A 16433-nucleotide genomic window follows, 5' to 3' on the forward strand; every position below is an offset into this window, starting at 1 on the left:
TGAGGATCCACTCGACCTGCTCGGCGCTGGCGGTCTCGTAGACCGGCACGGTGACGGCCCCCGCGAACCAGATCGCGTAGTCGAGGAGAGTCCACTCGTACCGTGTGCGGGAGATGATCGCGACCCGGTCGCCCGCCTCGATGCCGGCGGCCAGGAGCCCCTTGGCGACGGCCTGGACCTCCTCGAGGAACTCCTCGGCGCTGACCTCGGCCCAGCCCTCGCCGTTGCCGACCCGGAGGGAGAAGACCACGTCGGCGGGGTGCTGGGTGCCGTTGACCACCACGTCGTCGGTGAGGTTCCCGGTCGTCGGGACACTGACCTGCTGGGCGGTGGAGTACTCGCGCACGCTGATCCTCCTCGACGGCCCCGGGCTCGATGACACGAGCACGTTACTCGGAGACGCGGTCGGCTAGCCTGCTCGGCATGGCTGAGCAGACCACCTCGAGCATCGTCATCGACGCGCCGGCGTCCTCCGTGATGGCTGTGATCGCCGACTTCCCGGCGTACCCCGAGTGGGCGCAGGGGATGAAGCAGGCCGAGGTGCGCCGCACGGGGCCCGACGGTCGCGGCAAGGAGGTCTGGTTCGAGCTCGAGGCGACGCCGATCAAGGACGCCTACACGCTGTCCTACACCTGGCAGGGCGACCGGCAGGTGACCTGGACCCTGGTCGAGGGCAAGATGCTGAAGTCGATGGACGGCGCCTACGTGCTCCGGCCCAGCGGCAGCGGCACCGAGGTCACCTACCGGCTCGCCGTCGACGTCAGCATCCCGATGATCGGCCTGCTCAAGCGCAAGGCCGAGAAGGTCATCATCGACACCGCCCTGAAGTCCCTGAAGAAGCGCGTGGAGGGTTAGGTCTCGGCCCGCGGGTCGGCTCACCCATGCGCGTCATTCTCTTCACCGGCAAGGGTGGGGTCGGCAAGACGACCACGGCTGCCGCCACGGCGGTGAGCGCCGCACGAGCGGGCGTGCGCACTCTGGTGATGTCGACCGATGCCGCGCACTCGCTCGGTGACGCGCTCGCGGTGCGCCTGGGTGGGGCCGCTGCCGGGACCCCGGTCGAGGTCGCGGACCACCTGTGCGCGCTGCAGGTCACCTCGCCGCAGCGGCTCGGTGAGTCCTGGCGGGTCGTCCAGGACTACCTCCTGGCGGCGCTGGGGACCCTCGGCATCGACACGGTCGTGGCCGAGGAGCTGACCCGGCTGCCGGGCGCGGAGGAGATCGCAGCACTGCTCGAGCTGAGCACCCAGGTCGAGTCCGAGCGCTGGGACCTCGTCGTCGTGGACTGCGCCCCGACAGCCGAGACGCTGCGGCTGCTGGCCCTGCCCGAGGCGCTGGCCTGGCACCTCGAGCGGCTGCTGCCGGCCCAGCGCGGGCTGCTCAAGACGTTGCGCCCGGCCGCTGCGGCCGCATCGGGCATGCCCCTGCCCGATGCTGCTGTCATCGAGGCCGTCACGGGGTGGCAACGGCGCCTGCGCGACGTGCACCGCCTGCTCACCGGGGAGCAGACCTCCGTTCGGCTGGTGCTCACGCCCGAGCGGGTGGTCATCGCCGAGTCCCGTCGCACCTGGACGTCCCTGTCCCTCTACGGGTTCGTCGTCGATGCGGTGGTGGTGAACCGGGTGTTCCCCGACGCTGCCGCGCACGCCGTGGCCGGAGCTGCTCCGGATACCTGGCGCAGCGCCTGGAACACGGCGCAGCAGACCGGTCTGGCAGAGGTGCGTGAGTCGTTCGCCGGGCTGCCCGTCGTGGTGACGCCCTATCTGGCGTCCGAGCCGATCGGTCTGACCGCCCTGGCCGAGCTCGCCGCCGCACAGGACGGTGCGATGCCCGCCGACCATGACGTGCTGGCACCGGTGACCCACCGGGGCATGACCGTCGAACGCACCGACGCCGGCTTCCGGCTGACCCTGCCCCTGCCGCTGGCGCATGCCTCGGACCTCGGTCTGCAGCGGCGCGACGACGAGCTGCTCGTGGCCGTCGGGGAGCACCGTCGGGTGCTCACCCTGCCGGCGGCTCTGCAACGATGCGTGGTCGAGGGCGCCTCCGTGCGCGACGGACTGCTGAGGGTGCGCTTCGTACCCGACGAGGAGGTGTGGCCACGTGGGTGAGCAGGAAGGCCCCGTGGTGGGCTCCGTGACAGAGGAGGCGGCGCGGCTGCTCGAGGCCCTGGGCGGGTGGGCCAGCACGGCCCAGGACGCGTATGCCGCGAGGGCGGCTGCCCATGCGGCCGGAGATGATGGCGCCGCAGATGCCGCCGACGGACCTGCCGATGCTCGCGGCCCGGGGACCGCGACTCAGGGTCGCTGCGAGTCCTGCGGGGCCGAGAACGGCGCGGGCCGGGCCGTGGTGTGCCACCTGTGCCCGCTGTGCCAGGGCATCGGGCTGCTCCGCACCGTGCGCCCGGAGACGGTGGACCGGCTGGCCGACCTGGCCGGCGCGGTCGCGACAGCCCTACGCGACCTCGCCGCACACCACGCCGAGTCCCACGCGTCCCGGCATCAGCCCCCCTCGGGAGGCAGCCGGGTGCAGGACATCCGCATCGAGGACGACGACCAGCCTCGCACCGACGAGCCTCACCCGCACCAGCCTGGCACCGACCAGCCTCACCCCGCCCAGACAGGGAGCGCGACCTCATGAGCGTGACGATCGGTGTGGACATCGGCGGCACCAAGATCGCGGGCGCTGTCGTCTCCGCGACCGGTGAGATCCTGGCCTGCGCCCGGCGCGACACCCCGGCCCATGACCCCGACCAGATCGCGCGCGACGTTGCCGCCCTGGTCACGGACCTCGGGCGAGGACGGGACGACGTCCGGGCGGTCGGGGTGGCCTGTGCCGGGTTCGTCGACCGCACCGGCTCGACCGTCCTGTTCGCACCCAACCTCGCATGGCGCGACGAGCCCATGAAGATGCGCCTCGAGGCGCTCCTCGACCTGCCGGTCATCATCGAGAACGACGCCAATGCCGCCGCCTGGGGTGAGTTCCGCTACGGCGCTGCCACCGAGGCGGACGACATGCTGCTGGTCACCGTGGGCACTGGCATCGGTGGCGGGGTGGTCGTCGACTCACAGCTGATGCGCGGGGCCTACGGCATCGCGGGAGAGCTCGGCCACATGCGCGTCGTGCCGGACGGCATCCGCTGTGGCTGCGGCAACCGGGGGTGCTGGGAGGTGTACGCCTCCGGCAACGCGTTGGTCCGCGAGGCGCGCGAGCTGGTCGGCTCCGGAGCCCTGAACGGCGTGGCCCTCTCAGACGCGTGCGGAGGCGACCCGTCCAAGCTGATGGGGCACCACGTCACCACCGTGGCGCAGGCCGGCGACCCTGCCGCCGCCGAGCTGCTCGCCGACCTCGGCCGCTGGCTGGGCGAGGGGGCTGCCTCCATGGCGGCGGTGCTCGATCCAGAGCTGATCGTCATCGGAGGCGGGGTCATCGCTGCAGGCGAGCTGCTCCTGGGCCCGGCGCGCGCGGCATACGGGCGCCAGCTCTCGGGGCGGGGGCACCGCCCGGTCGCGCAGATCGTGCCCGCTGCCCTGGGCAACGACGCCGGGATGATCGGCGCCGCAGCGCTCGCGGCGGAGGGGGTCGGGCGGTGAGCCGGGCCCTCGCTGTCGGCATCGACATCGGCGGCACGAAGGTCGCCGGAGGCCTGGTCGACGCAGACGGTCAGGTGCTCGCCCGCGCCCGGCGCGACACGCCCCACCGCTCCACGAGCCCCGCGGTCGTCGAGGACACCATCGTCGAGGTGGTCGCCGAGCTGTTGAGCGGCACGGTCGACGAGGTCGCTGCCGTGGGGATCGGCGCGGCGGGCTTCGTCGCGGCGGATCGGGCCACCGTGGCGTTCGCCCCCCACCTGTCGTGGCGCGACGAGCCCCTGGAGCACAACCTCCAGCGCCGCGTCCCCGTCCCGATCTCGGTCGACAACGACGCGAATGCCGCAGCCTGGGCCGAGTGGCGGTTCGGTGCGGCGCAGGGCCAGTCCCACGTCGTGATGGTCAACCTCGGCACCGGCATCGGCGGCGCGCTGGTGCTCGACGGGCAGATCATGCGGGGGCGCTTCGGTATCGCGGGCGAGTTCGGCCACATGCAGGTGGTGCCTGGGGGCCAGCGCTGCGAGTGCGGCAACAAGGGCTGTTGGGAGCAGTACGCCTCGGGCAACGCGCTGGTCCGTGAGGCGCGCTCGCTGATGACCGCGAACAGTCCCATGGCCACCGACCTGCTCGCCCGCGTCGACGGCGACCCGCTGGCCCTGACGGGGCCGATGATCACCGACGCCGCGCGCGACGGCGACACGACGGCGATCGAGCTGTTCACCGAGATCGGCCACTGGCTCGGCGTCGGGATCGCGAACCTGGCCGCCGCGTTCGACCCCGGCCTGTTCGTCATCGGCGGTGGTGTGAGCGCGGCCGGCGACCTGCTGCTCGAGCCGGCGCGCATCACCTTCCGCCGCCAGCTCACCGGCCGGGGCTACCGACCGGAGGCCGCCATCGTGGGGGCCGCCCTCGGCAACGAGGCGGGGCTGATCGGCGCTGCCGACCTGGCCCGCCGAGACGTGGTGGAACGGGCCCCGGCCGAGACGCCGTGACGACGCTGCGGGTCGTGTCCTACAACCTCAAGGACCTCACCCAGGACCGGCACGCAGCGGCCCGCGTGATCCGCCGGCTCGACCCCGACGTCTTGTGTCTCCAGGAGGTGCCACGACGGATGCTGTCGGCGTGGCGTGTCAGCGCCTTCGCGGCCGAGTGTGACCTGGTGTGGTCCGGCGCCCACCACGGCAGCGGCGGCACGACGGTCCTCACCTCGTTGCGGGTGCAGGTGGAGTATTCGTCGCACCGGCGGCTCAGGGTGGCGCCGTGGCAGCGCACCCGCGGGTATGCCGTCGCGCGGGTCGCGGTCCCAGGGCGCCTGCCCGTCGTGGTCGCGTCCGTGCACCTCAGCCTGGACGCTGCTGAGCGGCTGCGACACACCGAGCAGATCCTGGGTTCGCTGGCGGAGGGTGAGCGCGTGGTGCTGGCAGGCGACCTCAACGAAGGCGCGTCGGGGGCGGCTTGGCAACGCCTCGCTGGGCCGCTTCGGCTGGTCTCCCCGGACCGGCCCACCTTTCCGGCAGCTGCCCCCAACGCCGTCCTCGACGTCATCTTCGCTTCGCCCGGACTGACGACACGCAGGGGCGACGAGGTGGTGCTCGACGAGGGGGACATCGTCGCAGCCAGCGACCATCGACCGGTCTGGGTCGACGTGGAGCTCGGGCCCGAGCGCTAGAGACGGGCTCCGTCGTCGGGGTCGTCCTCGTCACGCCTGTCCGGCTGACGCAGCACCAGCAGCACGAACCCGCCCACCGTCAGGCCGAGTGCGGCCAGGGTCCACCAACCGCTCACCGACGGCCGGAACAGCACCAGCCACAGCAGCAGCAACGGGCCTCCCACGAGCCCCGCGATGATGCCCCAGAACTGGACGTCCTCCTGGGGTGGCAGGGGAGCGGTGGGCCCGGGCTCGAAATGCTCGTCCGGGTCGTCGCGGAGCTCGGCGGCCTCCGCATGGTCCTCTGCCGGGGCCTGGTCGGCGCCGCGCCACACGACGAAGGGTCCGGTCGGTGGGGGGTTCACGGGGCTGGGCTGCGGCTTGGGCGGGTCGTCGACAGAGGCACGCTCAGCGCCACTGTCGGCTGCGCGGTCGGCGGTGCTGTCGGAGGCCTCCACGGCCTCGGCGCGGGCTGCGAGGTCGGGGAGAGCGGGGACGTCATCCCAATGGGCGACGATGTCGGCGAACTGGGCGTCCACGTCCTTGTCGCTCATGGGTCCCCTCGGGATCTCGTCGTCGTGCGGCGGGCGACTAGCTGAGCCGCTCGAGGAACTGCACCGACTCGTCAAAGATACGCGGCGCGTCGTTGTCGAGGGTAGCCACGTGGTAGCTGTCGTGGAGGACATGTTCGGTGACATCGGCGCTGCTGATCCGGGCGAGGAGCAGCTCCGTGCTCGAGGCCGGGACCACGTGGTCCTCGGCGGAGTGCCACACGATGACGGGCTGGGTCACCTCGGCGAGATCCCGCGCGACGATCCCCCAGAGCTTGGTCTGCGAGTGCAGAGCCTTGAGCGGGATGCGGGAGTAGCAGCCCTCATCCTGTCCAGGCTTCTTGATGTCGTTGCCGATCCCCGCGAGAGAGGGCACCACAGCCTGCAGGGCCGGGAGCACCCGAAGGCGTGGGTCGTCCACCGTGTAGGCCGGGTTGACCAGCAGGAGCCCGCTGACCTGTGGACCGTGGACCTGGGCCAGCCGGGTCACCAGGGTGCCGCCCATGGACAGGCCTCCCACGAACACCTGGTCGCACCGTTCGTGGAGCTCGAGGAAGGCCTGGTCGAGCACGGCATACCAGTCCTCCCACCTGGTGCGGTTCATCTCCTGCCACGTGGTCCCGTGGCCGGGCAGGCGCGGCAGGCGGACGGTGAAGCCGGCCGTGGCGAGGTGCTCCGCCCATGGGCGCATGCTCTTGGGGCTGCCGGTGAAGCCGTGCGACAGCAGGACACCGACCCGTGAGCCGTCATGGGAGAAGGGCTCGGCACCGGGGATGACGGACAACGTGACTCCTGCGAGAAGTGAGGGAGTGGGCGTCGCCCGCCCGGCCGCATCCTCGCATGGGGCGGCTGGTCCGTCGAGAGTGCCGTAGAGTTCACCGCGTCACAAGGGAGGTGTGCCGATGTTCTACTGGGTGCTCAAGACTGTCGTGCTTGGCCCGATCCTCAAGCTGCTGTTCCGCCCATGGGTGGAGGGCGAGGAGAACATCCCGGACGAGGGGGCGGCGATCTTCGCCAGCAACCACCTCTCCTTCTCCGACTCGATCTTCCTCCCCCTGTCGGTACCACGCCGGATGACCTTCCTCGCGAAGTCGGACTACTTCACCGGCCGCGGGATCAAGGGTCGGCTCACGGCCGCCTTCTTCCGCGGCGTCGGCCAGCTGCCCGTGGACCGCTCCGGCGGACGCGCCGGCGAGGCAGCGCTGCGCTCCGGCCTTCGGGTGCTGCGGCGTGGTGACCTGCTCGGCATCTATCCCGAGGGCACCCGCAGCCCCGACGGCCGCCTGTACCGAGGCCGCACCGGAGTGGCACGCATGGCTCTGGAGGCTGGGGTGCCCGTGCTGCCGGTCGCGATGATCGGCACCGACAAGGCCCAGCCCACGGGGAAGAAGATCCCCAAGCTGATGCGGATCGGCATCAAGATCGGCGCCCCCCTGGACTTCTCGCGCTACGAGGGCATGGAGGACGACCGGTTCGTCCTGCGCTCGATCACCGACGAGATCATGTACGAGCTCATGCTGCTGTCCGGGCAGGAGTACGTCGACATCTACGCCACCTCCATGAAGGACCGCATCGTCGCAGCAGCCCGCACCAAGGCTCGCGAGCTCCAGGAGGCGGCCCTGCCGGGTACCGCCGCCAAGGAGCTCGAGGAGGCACTCGACGCGGCGGATGACACTCCGCGCGCCGCGGGACGCCATGCGGTCGACGACGCGGCTGCCGACATCGACGAGGACATGGACGACACGGCGACGCCCTCTGCGGACGAGCCCGTCGAGGAGCTGCCTCGCGGGCGGCGCGCGGCCAGCTGACGTGTCTGCGACCCCGCCGCTCTAGGGGTGAGGGGAGCGCTGGGCCGGGTCGGTGACCGCCTGTCTGCGGCGCCTACGGAGCAGGTCGACGACCGTCGTGACCGGGGGCAGCAGCACCAGCAGGAGCAGCGCCACCCACAGCCAACGAGCGGAGCTCACGCCCGACCAGGACGCCCGGGCGGAGAGCCACGAGAAGAACGGCTCGCCGATGCGGGGGAGCCAGGGCAGTGCGGCCAAGAGCAGGACGGCAAGGGCGAGCAGCGTCTGTGCGACCTTCACCACCGTCGGCCCCAGGCAGATGGCGAGCAGCAGCATGCCGGTCAGGGTCGCGACCAGCCCGCCGATGCCGAGGACGACGTTGTTGGTCACCATGCCCGCGATGCCGACCGCGATCAACAGGCCGCTGAGCCAGACCATCGTGGACCTGACCCCGCCGGCCGCCCTGGTGGCGAGGTAGGCGGTCCGGGTCACCGACCTGGCGGTTGCGAAGGTGGGCCGCAGGGCGGCAGGGGGTTGCCGGAAGGCCGTCGCCGCGGCGGTGGCGACGGCGCCGGTCTGGGTCAGCGTGCGCATGAAGAGCGGGGTCATGCTGGCGCGCTCCTGGACGAGCGTCTCGCTGGGAACGGGTAATCCGTCCAGGAGCGTGGGCGCGTCGTCCATGGAGATGTCAGTGGCCGGGGTGTCGCGGGTGCCGTACTTCCTGTCGTAGTCCGCCAGCCACCGCCGAGCCGCCGGAGCGGGGACACCCTCGCTGGTGTCCCGCATGAAGGCGGCCACGATGGGCAGCTCCCGTTGAGTGATGAGCAGCTGGGCCGAGCGGGCGACCCAGGTCGAGACGGCGGGCAGGCTCGTCGGCACCGTGCTGGTGAGGTCGGAGAGATAGCCCAGCTCGGCACGCACCTCGTCGGGCACGGCCGCGGCGTCGACACCCACGAGCGCCGCCAAGCGGTCGACGAAGGTCGCGAGGAACGCATCCGGCGTGACGCCTGGGTCGTTCTCGAGCATGGCGAGGATGCGCCGCGGGTCGAGCAGCACATGGACCAGCCAGCCGCAGCCGTCGAGCCGCCCCCACATCCAGTCGTTCGCCCGCCACGAGGTCTTGTAGAAGGCGCCGAAGTTGTGGACCTGGGTGCCGGTGAGCTTGTCGTCGGCCGTATGCCGGGCCGGGCTCAGGAGCGTGCGCGTGTCGGCGCTGACCTGGATGAGCTCGACCTTCTGCTCGACCTCCGCCACGACCGGCAGCACGGCGCGGGTCGAGACGTACAGCGCCAACAGTGCGGCCGTGGTGGCCTCCGGCTCGGAGGCCGGTGCACCGGTGGGTGGCTTCAGGTAGTCGAGGTAGGCCCGGGCCTCGTCGAGCGCAGGCCGCTTCCATGGTGGCAAGGGCTGCGCCGGCTGGGTGAGCAGCTCGAGGACCTTGACGATGTCGACCACCACCGTGGACAGGCTCGTCCAGGCGTCGGTCAGGCTGCTGGCGTTCGACCCGGCGTCGGGCCCGGCGTCGCCACCGGTGTTGAGCTCCCCCAGGTAGGCGTCGACGGCGGCTGCCACGGCGTCGCGCAGGGAGGTGGTCGCGGCCGCTGCGGGGGTGAGCTGGTCCTTGACCAGCGCGCGCAGGTCGGGGCGCTCGGCGGCATGACGCGAGTCGTGCACGGACTTGCCTTGAGCCGCGAGCGTCTGCCGCTGCTCGCCGGTGGTGGCAAGGGTGTAGCCGAGCCGGATCATCCGCAAGGCCATGGCCTTGGCCCCGTCGTACGCGGGTTGACCCAGCCGGGCGGCAGCGTCGAGAGCCTCAGCGGGGCTCGGCGGCTCGCCGGGCCACCCGTGCGCGACCTGGCGCCTGGCCACCATCCGCAGGTCGTTGTCCTGGTTCTGGGCTGGGGTGTAGGCCCAGTCCGCCGGGAGGTCCGGCACCGTGGTGAGGAAGCGGATGACCTCGGCCACGAGCGGTCCGGCAATGGAGGTGGCCTCTTTGGTGGTGAACGCCGTCCAGGTGTCGGCATCGACGAGGGTCTGCCCGGGGGCCAGCCTGCTGCCGAGCCGAGCCATGAGCAGCCTGGTGTCGGAGGCGGCCTGGGCGCGGTCGTTGTGGTCCTGGATCGCGGCCAAGTCCGCCGCGATCGACTGGTTGAGGACGGCAGCCGCGTCGCGGAGCAGCGCGCCCGCCAGGCCGAGCGGTGTGGACAGCGAGGCTGTCTCGGCGACCGCCGGACTGCCTGTCGTGGGGGTGACGTAGAGCAGGCACCGGCGTACCTGCCGCTCGGCGGGACGGTCGAAGGTGGTCTGGAGGATCGGGCCCAGGGGGCGGTTGACCAGCAGACCGCCGTCGGCCGCCCAGTGCGAGCGGGTGGTGTTGGCGAAGTCGCTCATGTCGACATGGCTCGAGTCGGCGTCAGCGGCCGTGAAGGGCACGTATGACGGCTCGAAGGCCACGGGGAAGGAGGCGCTGCTGCGCGCCGCGAGCGCGAGAGCCGCGCCGCTGGGCTCGCCGGTGCCCTGAGGTGGCAGGGAGGTTTCGGTGAAGTGGAACTGGCCGTGGTGGTCCAGGTCCTCGAGCTCGGTGCCGTAGTCGTCGGTGAACCGGCTGTGTTCGGGAGAGAGCAGCGTCGTGGTGATGAACACGTCGGTCGGCAGGGTGACCGTCCCGGGCGCAGCCGGCTGTTTGCGGATGTCCTCGATCCCGGCCGAGAGCGCCGCCAGCATGTGCCCGTCACCCTTCAACAGCGAGGGTGGGTCGTCGATCCGGGGGTCGCGGAGCAACGTGGTGAAGGACCCCGCGGTCAGCCACAGCTGACGAAGGCGGTCGAGCTCGACGCCGCGCGTTGCGGCCAGGCCCAGCAGCGCGGCGTTGATCCCGCCGGCGCTGGTCCCGGACAGGATGTCGACGCGAACCTGCTGGTCGAGCAGGTCGAGCAGGTGGTGGTAGAACTCCCGTACGCCGTCGTCGGGGGCAGCCGGCCCACCGGCGGCAGATGGGGTCTGGTCGCGCAGGTTGCTGGCCTTGATGAGCAGGTCGACCTCGCGGGCGACCCCACCCATCCAGATCGCGAGGCTGACGCCGCCGGTGAACGTCATCGCGAACCGGACCTCTTGGGTCTGTGGGCTGACGGGCCATCGGCCCTGCCCCGGATCTGAGGGCTGGCCTGCGGGTGGGGGGGCTGGTGAGGTGGTCGGTGAGGGGGCCGGTGAGGGGGCCGGTGAACCGTTCGTGGTCGTCGTCATCGGGGTCTCCTCGTCGGCGTCACGCGAGCTGTGCGGAGGTCAGGATGAGGATGGGGTCGTCAAGGAAGTCATGGGTGACCTCGGCCTGCGTCGTCGTCCCGTCGGAGTGGGTGATGGTCAATGCCACGGTCGCGTCGAGGCCCGCGAGGGCGGCCGCGATCGGGACGGCGACGTTGACCGAGTCGACCCGGTGCTGGGGGGTCAGGGTCAGCGCGGACACGCTGAGGTCGGGCAGGCCGGTCAGTGCGGGCTGCAGGTCGATCTGGGTGAGCCCTGAGGCGCTGAAGTCGATGGCCGTCGCATTGAACCCCAGCGGGTGCTGCAGCTGCGAGACCGTCTGCAGGTCCAGAGGGACGAACGAGAAGATCTGTCCGGCGGGCATAGGGTCAGGCACCACGAGCTGGCTGTGCACGATGCCGTTGGGCTGGCCGGACGGCAGCTCGACGGTCGCATTGGCCCCCGAGACCAGCACCACGTCAAGGTCCTCGCGAGCGGGCGCTCCGCCGCCGATTCCGGTGAGCGCCGTGAGGTGCTCGTCGAGGGGCCCGGTGTTGGTCACCGAGAGGTGGCTGGCGTCAGGCTGCCCGATGGTCACGGACAGGTCGTCGGTGCCCGTCGTGGTTCTGAGGGACAGGACCATGCTGGTCGTGACGGCGCTGGGGTACGCGTCGTCGAGCCGGACGGCGATCTCTCCCGTGACCGGGGCCGAGGTGGCGCTGAGAGCGTGCAGGAGCAGGTTGACGTTGGTGATGGCCGGGGTCGGGCCCTGGTCGGTCAGGGCGATCCCCACGACCATGGCGCCGGCGACACCGTCCACCACGGTGGGGGTGGTGGCTGAGATCCCCGCGAAGGTGGGGGCGGTCCGGGTGTCGAGACCCGAGGGTAGCGCCACGTGCAGCTGGAAGCTCTGCGCTTCGGGGGTGCTCGCGAGGTCCGTGGTGAGCTGGGCCAGGTCAGCCGGGTCGATGTTGGCGACCATCGTGAACGTCAGCTCGAACCGGCATCCGCTCAGGGTGGTGGGGGAGTCGTCCACGACGGCCTGGCACCGCGCCGCACAACCGGTGCTACCCCGGACGATGGCGTACTGCGCTGGCAGCACGATGACGGTGCCGCTGACCTGACCGAGGTACAGCGAACGGATCGAGGGGTACCGGGCCCTGACCGGGCCGAGGGAGGTCAGCTCGCGGAACTCACTTCGGACGACCTGGAAGTCCTGCAGGTCGTTGACGTCGACGATGGGTCTGGTGGTATCCCCGTCCGTGAGGGTGTACCTCGGCCGGAACGTGTCCGTCGTGAACGCCGAGCCGAGGGCGAGGACCGAGGTGTCCGTGTCGTCGACCTGGACGTATGACGTGGTGGTAGGCGGCAGGTCGACGGGGGGGAGGCGCTCGGGGACCGTACCCACCTCGGCCAGGTCGCTCACGGATCTTCGGACTCCCGCCAGCGCGACCAACGGCGTCGCTGCGGGTACGGCGTCCACGACCTGCGGCGCGCGTTCCGGGACACGTTCGTCGACCGGGGCGGGGATGCGTCCGGGGAATGGGTGGGGGAAGCGCCACGGCACGGTGCGGACCTCGCGCCATACGCCGTAGGTCTGCGTGATGGTGACCGTCGCCGAACCAGTGGCGCGAAGGTTCTCGAACAGGACGATCACGGCGGGACCCTGCAGGGTCGCGCTCGCCTTCGCCGGCTCGGTAGAGGTGGCGCCCGAGCTGGCCCCGGTGTCGAGGACGGTGACGGACATGGGATAGGTGGACTGGGTCGTGGTGCCGTCAGCGGCGACCGACGAGACGCTCAGGGTCGCGTCGAGCTGGTCGACCGTCGAGACGGGCTTGAAAGCCAGGGCCGCGTTGGCGGTCCGGGCAGCCGTGACATCAGGGGGCTCCGACACCGACAGGCCAAGGGTCAGCGTGACTGTGTCGAACGGGTCGCCCCCTGACCCGACGCCGAGTCGTGTTGCGGCGAAAGAGAACTCGGCGTCGGGCATGGGTGCCAGGCTGACGGTGGGTACGTACCAACGCAGGCCGGGGTCGAAGCGGTCCTCGAAGATGGACCCGGACCGGGTCCCCTCGAGGGGAAGGCTGGCCCCGCCGTCCACCCCGGCCGCGGGTGTCGCGGTCAGGATGGACAGGCCGACGCTGATGTTCGGCTGGAGCATCAGCTGGTTGAGCTGGATCTGCCGCATCGCGACGGGCCCGGTCAGCTCGGGGTGTTGCGGATGTAGCCGTTGATGATGTCGATCTTGTCGGCCGGGGGCGCCGGCAGGGCCACCGGCAACGGGTTGAGGTACTTGATGCGCCCCGCCGGAATCGCCACCGTGACGGGAGCGGGGGAGGAGTACGCCACCGGGTCGTCGGTGAAGTTCGGTCCCGAGATGTTGACGTCGACCGTGTAGCTGAACGAGGTCGTCATCACGTACTTGTCGGAGAACACCTCCCAGAGAGCGTTGCGCTGGTTGGTGTTCGACACCACGATCGGTGGGTAGGTGTCGCCCGCGATGGTCGGGGTGATGGTGACGGTGATGTTGGACTTGGGCAGCTGCCGGTTCGGCAGGAACCGCGCGAACAGGTAGCCGACCTGAGCCGCCGTCAGCACCGGTGCGTGGTCCATCGAGGCCGGGTCGACGAACTCGACGACCACGCCCGCGTCCCCGGCCGGTGCCGCGGTCGTGGACAGGTTGACGCGTGGGTCGTTGCCGTCGAACACGAGGCGGCGCCGGATCATGACCTGGTCCCGCGGCCATCCGGGGATATCGGCATCCAGTCTCAGCCAGGACAGGTTGATGATGTCCTTCGGGTTCTCCGCCGTCCAGATCGCCGGCTGCACCTGACCGTTCGGGTCCACCGAGCCGATCGTGTAGTGGAAGCCCTCACCCAGGATCCGCAGGCTTGGCTTGCCGTCGGCCCCGACGGGCGCGTTGTAGTCCGGGTAGCCGGCTTCGAGCTGCACCGACACGAGCGGGTCCTTCAGCTGGGTCCCGTCGGCGAGGGTCTCGCCGAAGTTGACTGCGCAGGTCCCGGCGATCTGGACCTTCTGGAACCACTTGCCGATGTCGACGATGGCCAGGTACTTGCCCACGTTCGCCTGGACGGCCGGCATCAGGTCGCTCAGGTCGCCCGACACCGCCTGGTCCACCGAGATGGTCTCGTTGAGCACGATCGAGGTGTCCAGCTTGATACTGCGCTTCTGGTAGTCCGACTTGATCGACACCGAGGACCCGCCGAAGATGCTGCCGAACCAGCCCCGGTCCGTGCTGGCCTGGGAGTCGGTCTTGCTGGGGTCCCAGTCGAAGATCTCCTCCTTGACCAGGTCCATGGCCGACTTGCGCATCTCCTCGACCTTCTGCTCGACCCAGTCCTTGAGCTTGGGGTCCAGTGCCGAGCCGTTCTCGTCGATCTGGGTGGTGATGCCACCGCTCACCAACGAGTTGCTGTATGCCGCGCTGGCCGACAGCGAGTCGATCCCGAGGAAGCCGCCGGTTGAGACCGCCGCCGAGAACGAGTCGTAGACCTTGTCGACGTCCACGTGGACCGTCGCGGTGATGCCGTTGACGTAGAACGCCTCTTTGAGCTGGTTGGTCACGGTGAACGGCGACACGCCTGCCTGCAGGCTGCCCGCGATCGCGCCGGCAGCGAGCTGGTTGCACGTCACCAGGAACGCGGAGATCCCGTGCTCCTCGATGCTGCCCTTCCCGGTCGTCTGGGCGTGCAGGTACATGGGTGTCTTGGTGCCCGCGCTGGCCGCGGCGACCTCTGGCACGAAGATCGACACCGAGTTGTCCGTGATCGGGACGACCCCCAGACGCGGGTCGGGGGCGCCATCCGCAGCGCGGCCGAAGAACATCGCGAGCCGGTCGACCGGCGCGGGGTGGTCAGCGGCCTTCAGCTTCTGGATCGCGTTGGCGATGACGCTGTCGGGGATGGCGAACGTCGTCGAGAACGAGCAGAACCCGCCGCCGGTCTCCACACTCCCGTCGGTCGACTCGGCGGCCGTGACACCTAGCGTCGTCTCGCCGGTCATCAGACCCTTGAAGACCGTCATCCCGAAGTCGAAGTCGGCCGGGCTGTCCTGCTTCTTGGCGAGGTAGACCCGTTGGGGCTGGAAGTAGAACTGCATGGGCAACCCGGCGTCCTTGAGCTGGGGGTTGTGCGCGTCGGGATACACCTGCAGGGAGTACTGCACGCCGGTGTCGTCGTTGACGACCACCTCGACGAAGTCGGGCCCGAACAGTGGCCCGACCCCTGCCGCAAAGTCATCCATCGAAGGCTCCTTCTGCCGTCGCCGGGTCAGGCCGTGATCTGGGTGATGTCGCCGGCGCCGTTGCCGAAGACCCGGACGCCGAAGAACTGCGAGAACGTCGACCCGTAGACCGAGCTGCCGACCCGGACGTTGAGGGACCCGGTCAGCATGGCGATGGGCTCTGGGCCGATCGGTGTGCCTGTCTCGGAGAACTTGACCAGCACGTCATACCGGACGGTGACGCTGGTGTGACCCAGAATGACGAAGGCCTCGAGGTCCTTGATGAAGCGGCCGTGGCCACCGACCTGCCCGTTGTAGTTCCACCGCACGCCGAGGGTCATATCGTCGTCCTCGGTGATGACGGGAATCCTGACCCTCGGTGGGTAGACCAGCTTGAGCTTCATCACCTGCGGGGTGTTGGACCAGGTGGGATCCGTGCTGAGCGGGTCGATGCCGCGCGGAAGCGCGCTGGCGAGGCTCGGCATGGACTCGGTCTCGTTGGACTTGAGGATCTCGATGACGCCTGTCGTCGCGTTGACGATGTCCTTGAGGTCAGTCATCACGCCACCGCCGTCCCGAAGTCCTTGGGATATTCGGCCATGGCGACTTGGGGGTCGCTCGGGAGCGTGCCGACGCTGGCCTGGGACGTGTCCAGCTTCGGGTTGCTGCGCACCTGGGCGTCTGCGTGGTCGGCACCCTGGGTCCCACCGCCGGTGCCACCCGTGCTCGCTTGGCCACCACTCGCTTGGCCGCTGCCACCGCTGCCACCGCTGGTGTCGCCACTGCCGCCGCTGGTGTCGCCACTGCCGCCGCTGGTGTCGCTGCTACCGCCGCTGGTGTCGCCGCTGCCGCCGCTGGTGTCGCTACTGCCGCCGCTGGTGTCGCCACTGCTGGTGTCGCCGCTGCCACCGCTGCCACCGCTGGTGTCGCTGCTACCCCCGCTGGTGTCGCCACTGCCACCGCTGGTGTCGCTGCTACCCCCGCTGGTGTCGCCACTACCGCCACCGCTGGTGTCGCCGCCGCTGGTGTCCCCACTACCGCCACCGCTGGTGTCGCCGCCGCTGGTGTCCCCACCGCTGGTGTCCGTGCTCGGATCCACTCCGTCGTTCATGCTCATGCCGCATCTCCTGGATTGATGCAAGACAACGCGCGCAGCGACAGCCCCGTGATGGCACGTCGGTGGAACCGCCCGCCAGCCGTCCCCGGTATCGCTGCGCGTCCAAGTTGTGATGACCGCCCCGGCACCTGGGAATCTGAACCGCGTGCCGAGGCGAGTCTGATGGCTTGGATCGTCCCTGCGCCGACCTGGCCTGAACCCCGTCTTTCCCGCCACTCGAGCGAACACGAAGCCCGTGTCGACCACCTCGAGTGGTTG

At 70.4% G+C, this 16433-nt stretch carries 15 protein-coding genes; 7 read left to right on the forward strand and 8 right to left on the reverse strand.

Annotated elements, in window-relative coordinates; genetic code table 11:
* Positions 1-346 (reverse strand): AMP-binding protein (locus VGN50_RS08305; protein WP_327444274.1); only part of this gene is annotated, 346 nt, incomplete at its 3' end.
* Between the two features lie 77 nt (positions 347-423).
* Between VGN50_RS08305 and VGN50_RS08310 the strand changes: the two genes are divergently transcribed.
* The 6 genes from VGN50_RS08310 to VGN50_RS08335 are packed head-to-tail and all read left to right on the forward strand — an operon-like array spanning position 424 to position 5259.
* Positions 424-855 (forward strand): SRPBCC family protein, encoded by a 432-nt coding sequence (locus VGN50_RS08310; RefSeq protein WP_327444275.1) that lies wholly within the window; start codon positions 424-426, stop codon positions 853-855.
* Between the two features lie 26 nt (positions 856-881).
* A complete protein-coding gene (locus tag VGN50_RS08315) occupies positions 882-2111 on the forward strand; it encodes an ArsA family ATPase (protein ID WP_327444276.1) in 1230 nt (409 codons plus the stop codon).
* Positions 2104-2640: a hypothetical protein gene (locus VGN50_RS08320; protein ID WP_327444277.1), complete on the forward strand. Its 537-nt coding sequence runs from the start codon at positions 2104-2106 to the stop codon at positions 2638-2640. Before VGN50_RS08315 ends, VGN50_RS08320 begins: the two co-directional genes overlap by 8 nt.
* Positions 2637-3593: an ROK family glucokinase gene (locus tag VGN50_RS08325; protein ID WP_327444278.1), complete on the forward strand. Its 957-nt coding sequence runs from the start codon at positions 2637-2639 to the stop codon at positions 3591-3593. The genes VGN50_RS08320 and VGN50_RS08325 overlap by 4 nt, the downstream gene beginning before the upstream one ends.
* Positions 3590-4582, forward strand: coding sequence for an ROK family glucokinase (locus VGN50_RS08330; protein ID WP_327444279.1), 993 nt, complete (start codon positions 3590-3592; stop codon positions 4580-4582). The genes VGN50_RS08325 and VGN50_RS08330 overlap by 4 nt, the downstream gene beginning before the upstream one ends.
* Positions 4579-5259: an endonuclease/exonuclease/phosphatase family protein gene (locus tag VGN50_RS08335; RefSeq protein ID WP_327444280.1), complete on the forward strand. Its 681-nt coding sequence runs from the start codon at positions 4579-4581 to the stop codon at positions 5257-5259. The genes VGN50_RS08330 and VGN50_RS08335 overlap by 4 nt, the downstream gene beginning before the upstream one ends.
* Here the strand turns inward: VGN50_RS08335 and VGN50_RS08340 are convergent.
* Both VGN50_RS08340 and VGN50_RS08345 read right to left on the reverse strand, forming a co-directional pair.
* The gene (locus VGN50_RS08340; RefSeq protein ID WP_327444281.1) at positions 5256-5792 is read right to left on the reverse strand and encodes a hypothetical protein; all 537 of its coding nucleotides are present in this window, start codon (positions 5790-5792) and stop codon (positions 5256-5258) included. The genes VGN50_RS08335 and VGN50_RS08340 overlap by 4 nt on opposite strands.
* Positions 5793-5829: 37 nt before the next feature.
* On the reverse strand, positions 5830-6573 hold the full coding sequence (locus VGN50_RS08345) for an alpha/beta hydrolase (RefSeq protein WP_327444282.1): 744 nt from the start codon (positions 6571-6573) through the stop codon (positions 5830-5832).
* Positions 6574-6691: 118 nt separating this feature from the next.
* Here VGN50_RS08345 and VGN50_RS08350 point away from each other — a divergent pair, with 118 nt between their 5' ends.
* The gene (locus tag VGN50_RS08350) at positions 6692-7597 is read left to right on the forward strand and encodes a lysophospholipid acyltransferase family protein (protein WP_327444283.1); all 906 of its coding nucleotides are present in this window, start codon (positions 6692-6694) and stop codon (positions 7595-7597) included.
* A 21-nt stretch (positions 7598-7618) separates the two neighbouring features.
* Here the strand turns inward: VGN50_RS08350 and VGN50_RS08355 are convergent, their stop codons facing one another.
* From VGN50_RS08355 to VGN50_RS08375, 5 genes are read right to left on the reverse strand one after another with little or no spacing between them, the layout of a single operon-like run.
* Positions 7619-10819: a patatin-like protein gene (locus VGN50_RS08355; protein WP_327444284.1), complete on the reverse strand. Its 3201-nt coding sequence runs from the start codon at positions 10817-10819 to the stop codon at positions 7619-7621.
* 19 nt (positions 10820-10838) lie between these two features.
* Positions 10839-13004: a hypothetical protein gene (locus tag VGN50_RS08360; protein ID WP_327444285.1), complete on the reverse strand. Its 2166-nt coding sequence runs from the start codon at positions 13002-13004 to the stop codon at positions 10839-10841.
* A 14-nt stretch (positions 13005-13018) separates the two neighbouring features.
* A complete protein-coding gene (locus VGN50_RS08365) occupies positions 13019-15079 on the reverse strand; it encodes a hypothetical protein (RefSeq protein WP_327444286.1) in 2061 nt (686 codons plus the stop codon).
* Between the two features lie 26 nt (positions 15080-15105).
* On the reverse strand, positions 15106-15618 hold the full coding sequence (locus VGN50_RS08370; RefSeq protein ID WP_327444287.1) for a hypothetical protein: 513 nt from the start codon (positions 15616-15618) through the stop codon (positions 15106-15108).
* Positions 15618-16175 carry a hypothetical protein gene (locus VGN50_RS08375; protein ID WP_327444288.1) on the reverse strand — a complete coding sequence of 186 codons (558 nt, stop codon included), beginning with the start codon at positions 16173-16175 and terminating at the stop codon, positions 15618-15620. The genes VGN50_RS08370 and VGN50_RS08375 overlap by 1 nt, the downstream gene beginning before the upstream one ends.
* Positions 16176-16433: the final 258 nt, after the last annotated feature.

Origin of the sequence: Pedococcus sp. (assembly GCF_036000045.1) — a bacterium.
Classification (GTDB): Bacteria; Actinomycetota; Actinomycetes; order Actinomycetales; family Dermatophilaceae; genus Pedococcus.

What these genes read in the sequence shown, in the direction of transcription:
- VGN50_RS08350 (WP_327444283.1), top strand. Translation starts at nt 6,692, where the DNA reads ATGTTCTACTGGGTGCTCAAGACTGTCGTGCTTGGCCCGATCCTCAAG.
- VGN50_RS08325 (WP_327444278.1), top strand. Translation starts at nt 2,637, where the DNA reads ATGAGCGTGACGATCGGTGTGGACATCGGCGGCACCAAGATCGCGGGC.
- VGN50_RS08340 (WP_327444281.1), bottom strand. Translation starts at nt 5,792, where the DNA reads ATGAGCGACAAGGACGTGGACGCCCAGTTCGCCGACATCGTCGCCCAT.
- VGN50_RS08355 (WP_327444284.1), bottom strand. Translation starts at nt 10,819, where the DNA reads ATGACGACGACCACGAACGGTTCACCGGCCCCCTCACCGGCCCCCTCA.
- VGN50_RS08375 (WP_327444288.1), bottom strand. Translation starts at nt 16,175, where the DNA reads ATGAGCATGAACGACGGAGTGGATCCGAGCACGGACACCAGCGGTGGG.
- VGN50_RS08365 (WP_327444286.1), bottom strand. Translation starts at nt 15,079, where the DNA reads ATGGATGACTTTGCGGCAGGGGTCGGGCCACTGTTCGGGCCCGACTTC.
- VGN50_RS08360 (WP_327444285.1), bottom strand. Translation starts at nt 13,004, where the DNA reads ATGCGGCAGATCCAGCTCAACCAGCTGATGCTCCAGCCGAACATCAGC.
- VGN50_RS08315 (WP_327444276.1), top strand. Translation starts at nt 882, where the DNA reads ATGCGCGTCATTCTCTTCACCGGCAAGGGTGGGGTCGGCAAGACGACC.
- VGN50_RS08310 (WP_327444275.1), top strand. Translation starts at nt 424, where the DNA reads ATGGCTGAGCAGACCACCTCGAGCATCGTCATCGACGCGCCGGCGTCC.
- VGN50_RS08370 (WP_327444287.1), bottom strand. Translation starts at nt 15,618, where the DNA reads ATGACTGACCTCAAGGACATCGTCAACGCGACGACAGGCGTCATCGAG.